Source organism: Thalassolituus sp. UBA2590 (assembly GCF_002339775.1).
Classification (GTDB): domain Bacteria; phylum Pseudomonadota; class Gammaproteobacteria; order Pseudomonadales; family Oceanobacteraceae; genus Thalassolituus.
Genome location: NZ_DDKU01000163.1, coordinates 1 through 3,489, shown reverse-complemented (window position 1 = coordinate 3,489; position 3,489 = coordinate 1). Strand labels below are relative to the sequence as shown.

The window sequence follows — 3,489 nt, the reverse complement described above, 5'->3', positions numbered from 1 at the left end:
GCCACTCTTCGATCGGGCGACGCGTGGTACTTACCCCCCCGCCTCGACCCTGAAACCTTTTGTCGGTCTTGCCGCTCTGGAAGCTGGCAGTACCACCTGGAACTATAAAGTGCGCGATCCGGGCTGGTTCCAGCTTGAAAATGATGACCGCTTTTATCGGGACTGGAAGCGCGAAGGACACGGCGTCGTCGATCTTGAAATGGCCGTGGTGGAATCCTGCGATACCTACTTCTACGACGTTGCCGTCAAAACAGGCATCGATGATCTCACGCCATTCCTCGGCCAGTTTGGCTTCGGCCGGGATATGTCGATTGATGTCATCTCGGCAGTATCCGGGATTCTGCCAGACCGTGAATGGAAGCGAGCCACCGGTCGTGGCCCATGGTATCCGGGGGATACAGTCAATCTCGGCATTGGTCAGGGCTTTATGGCCGTGACGCCATTACAGCTCGCAACAGCGACCGCTGTTCTGGCCAATAAAGGCAAATGGGAAGTCCCAAGACTGCTCGCGGCAGAAGACAACGTCCCGACGGAGTTTCCACACGGCGATATCCCCGACATTACACTCAATGATCCTTCCGACTGGGATCGCATGTTCACGGCAATGGATCATGTGATTACCGGTCGTCATGGTACTGCCCGCGCCTTGCGCGCCAACCTCGACTTCCCGATTGCTGGCAAAACCGGAACCGCACAGGTCGTGGGTATTGAACAGGATGCCGAATACGATTCGGAAGCCCTTCAGGAGCGTCTACGCGACCATGCCTGGTTTATGGCGTTCTCTCCGATAGAGAAACCACAGATCGCCATTGCCGTCATCGTTGAAAATGGCGAATCATCCGGGCGCACCGCCGCACCGATCGCACAGTCCATCATCAATGAATACCTGGGAGGCGCAGAGGGCTGATGGCCAGTACAGATTTCAGTCGCACGGTCTCCACGCCGTCACAGCATCATACCTTCGACCGCAGCGGTGCCTTTTTCGCGCGATTGCACATCGACCTGATACTTCTACTGCTACTTATTGCACTCGCCACCACCGGGCTGGCTATCCTTTACAGTGGCAGCGGTCAGGAAATCGGCATGGTGAAACGTCAGGCTGTGCACTTTGGTATCGGCACCTTACTGCTATTCATTACTGCCCAGATTCCACCGCGCCTCTACCAACTTATCGCGCCCTGGGCATTAGCCGTAGGTACTCTACTATTGATCGGCGTATTGGTTGCAGGGGTCGGCGCGAAAGGCGCTCAGCGCTGGCTCGACTTACCCGGGCCTCTCCCCCGCTTTCAACCGTCTGAGTTGGTGAAGCTGGCATTACCATTAGCGGTTGCCTGGTTTATGGCCAAACGGCCCGTACCGCCGCGCTTTCGTGACCTTGTTCAGGCACTCGTCATTATTTTCATTCCAACGATTCTGATCCTGAAACAGCCTGATTTAGGCACATCGATACTGATCAGCACCTCAGGGTTGTTAGTACTGTTTTTTGCCGGGATGTCCTGGCTCCTTATTTTTTCCATGATCGGCATAGTCGCGGCGATGGCACCGCTGATGTGGTTTTTTGTGATGCACGCCTACCAGAAACAGCGGGTACTCACCTTTCTGAATCCGGAGTCAGACCCACTCGGCTCAGGCTGGAATATCATTCAATCAAAAACGGCGATTGGCTCAGGTGGCATTCATGGCAAGGGCTACCTGCAAGGCACCCAGTCGCAACTTGAATTTCTGCCTGAAAGCCACACCGACTTCATCATTGCCGTGCTGGCAGAAGAGCATGGATTAATTGGGGTCTGCCTGCTACTGGCGCTCTATGCCTTAATTATTCTGCGCTGCCTTTACATTTCCAGCCGGTGCGAAACTCTTTTCGGTCGACTGCTGTCTGGTAGCATGTCAGTTACATTTTTTATCTATGTCTTTGTGAATATAGGCATGGTCAGTGGCATTCTTCCGGTCGTAGGCGTTCCACTACCACTGGTAAGTTACGGCGGAACGTCTGTCGTCAGTCTGCTTCTGGGCTTTGGTCTGATTATGTCGATGTACACTCATCGGCAAAGGAAATAACAGGGTTATTACTATGTTGAAACATGTGTTAGCAGCAATCACCTTGGCGGTTTCTGCGCCTTTCGCAGCCGCAGCCTACGACCAGCACGAGCGTACCGATGAGTTCGTCGCTGAGGTGGAAAAAGAATACGGTATTCCGGCAGAAGAAGTACGTAACTGGCTGAAGCAGGCTGAAAAAATGGACTCTGTACTAGAGGCCATTCAACGCCCTGCCGAACGCACAATGAACTGGGCGCGGTATCAGGATATTTTTCTGACAAAAAAACGCATCAGCGCTGGTAAGAATTTCCTCGAAAGCCAGGCGGATATTCTTGCTGAGGCAGAGAAAAAATATGGGGTGCCGCCAGAAATTATTGCAGCCATCATTGGCGTAGAAACCTTTTACGGCACCCGCCAGGGTGGATACAGAGTGCTGGACTCGCTCTCTACGCTCGCCTTCGATTACCCGAAACGCCCTTTGTTCTGGCGCGAGCTGAAAGCCATGTTCGCCCTTGCCCGTGAAGAAGGTGTAGATCCGGGTACCATCAAAGGGTCTTATGCTGGGGCAATGGGCTACGGCCAATTTATCCCTACCAGCTACCTGCACTACGCTGTCGACGGTGATGGTGATGGCAAACGTGATCTATGGGGTAACCCAGTGGATGCCATCCACAGCGTGGCTAACTATTTCTCAGAACACGGCTGGAGAACTGACGAGCCTGTCACACACAGAGTCACCGTCAGTGGCGACAAACACGAACCGCTGGTGAATGTCAGCCGCAAACCGCAGCACACGGTTGCAGACCTGACGGCCGCAGGTGTTGAGTTGCCAGTCGATATCAAGGGAGATAAGCCAGCCAACCTGATGCGCCTTGAAGGTAAAGAGGGCGACGAATACTGGCTCGGTGAATACAACTTCTACGTTATTACTCAATACAACCACAGTAAGCTGTACGCCATGGCGGTGTATCAGCTCAGCCAGGCTCTGAGTGAGGATAAACAATGATGCGTGGGCTGGCCGTTCTGGTCAGTCTTATTCTGCTGCATGGTTGCGCAACGTCCCGTTATCAGCACGCGAACGATTTCACGCCGGCGCCAATCGCTGACATCAAGGCAATTGCTGATCCCGTGCCGGTATCCGAACCACGAAGTAGTCTGGGCAATCCGTCGCGCTATCGCGTGCTGGGTAAGGACTATGAAGTTATGAAGGATGCGGAGGGCTTCACGCAGGAAGGCATCGCTTCATGGTACGGAATGAAATTTCACGGTCACGACACCTCAAACGGCGAAACCTTCGACGTCTACAAAATGACCGCAGCACACAAAACGCTGCCACTGCCGTCGTACGTCAAAGTTATCCGCAAAGATCCCAGCCAGTCGGTCATCGTCCGGGTGAACGACCGCGGGCCATTTCACGAAGGCAGGATTATCGACCTGTCGTACGCAGCAGCG

Annotated in this window: 4 protein-coding genes; all 4 read left to right on the top strand. The window is 53.9% G+C overall.

All coding sequences use genetic code 11. The features are described from left to right. Window positions 1–907: penicillin-binding transpeptidase domain-containing protein (locus tag B2067_RS13815; protein ID WP_301388830.1), on the top strand; the 907-nt coding region annotated here is incomplete at its 5' end. Continuing rightward, a complete protein-coding gene (gene rodA / locus B2067_RS13810) occupies window positions 907–2,058 on the top strand; it encodes a rod shape-determining protein RodA (RefSeq protein WP_301388828.1) in 1,152 nt (383 codons plus the stop codon). The genes B2067_RS13815 and rodA, both read left to right, overlap by 1 nt. 13 nt (window positions 2,059–2,071) lie before the next feature. After that, entirely contained in the window at window positions 2,072–3,043 is a 972-nt protein-coding gene (gene mltB / locus B2067_RS13805) for a lytic murein transglycosylase B (RefSeq protein ID WP_301388826.1), read from the top strand. Continuing rightward, a partial coding sequence (locus B2067_RS13800) for a septal ring lytic transglycosylase RlpA family protein (protein WP_301388825.1) occupies window positions 3,040–3,489 on the top strand: 450 nt, incomplete at its 3' end. The genes mltB and B2067_RS13800, both read left to right, overlap by 4 nt.

Coding starts and splice junctions, on each gene's coding strand:
- mltB (WP_301388826.1), top strand. CDS start 2,072: ATGTTGAAACATGTGTTAGCAGCAATCACCTTGGCGGTTTCTGCGCCT.
- rodA (WP_301388828.1), top strand. CDS start 907: ATGGCCAGTACAGATTTCAGTCGCACGGTCTCCACGCCGTCACAGCAT.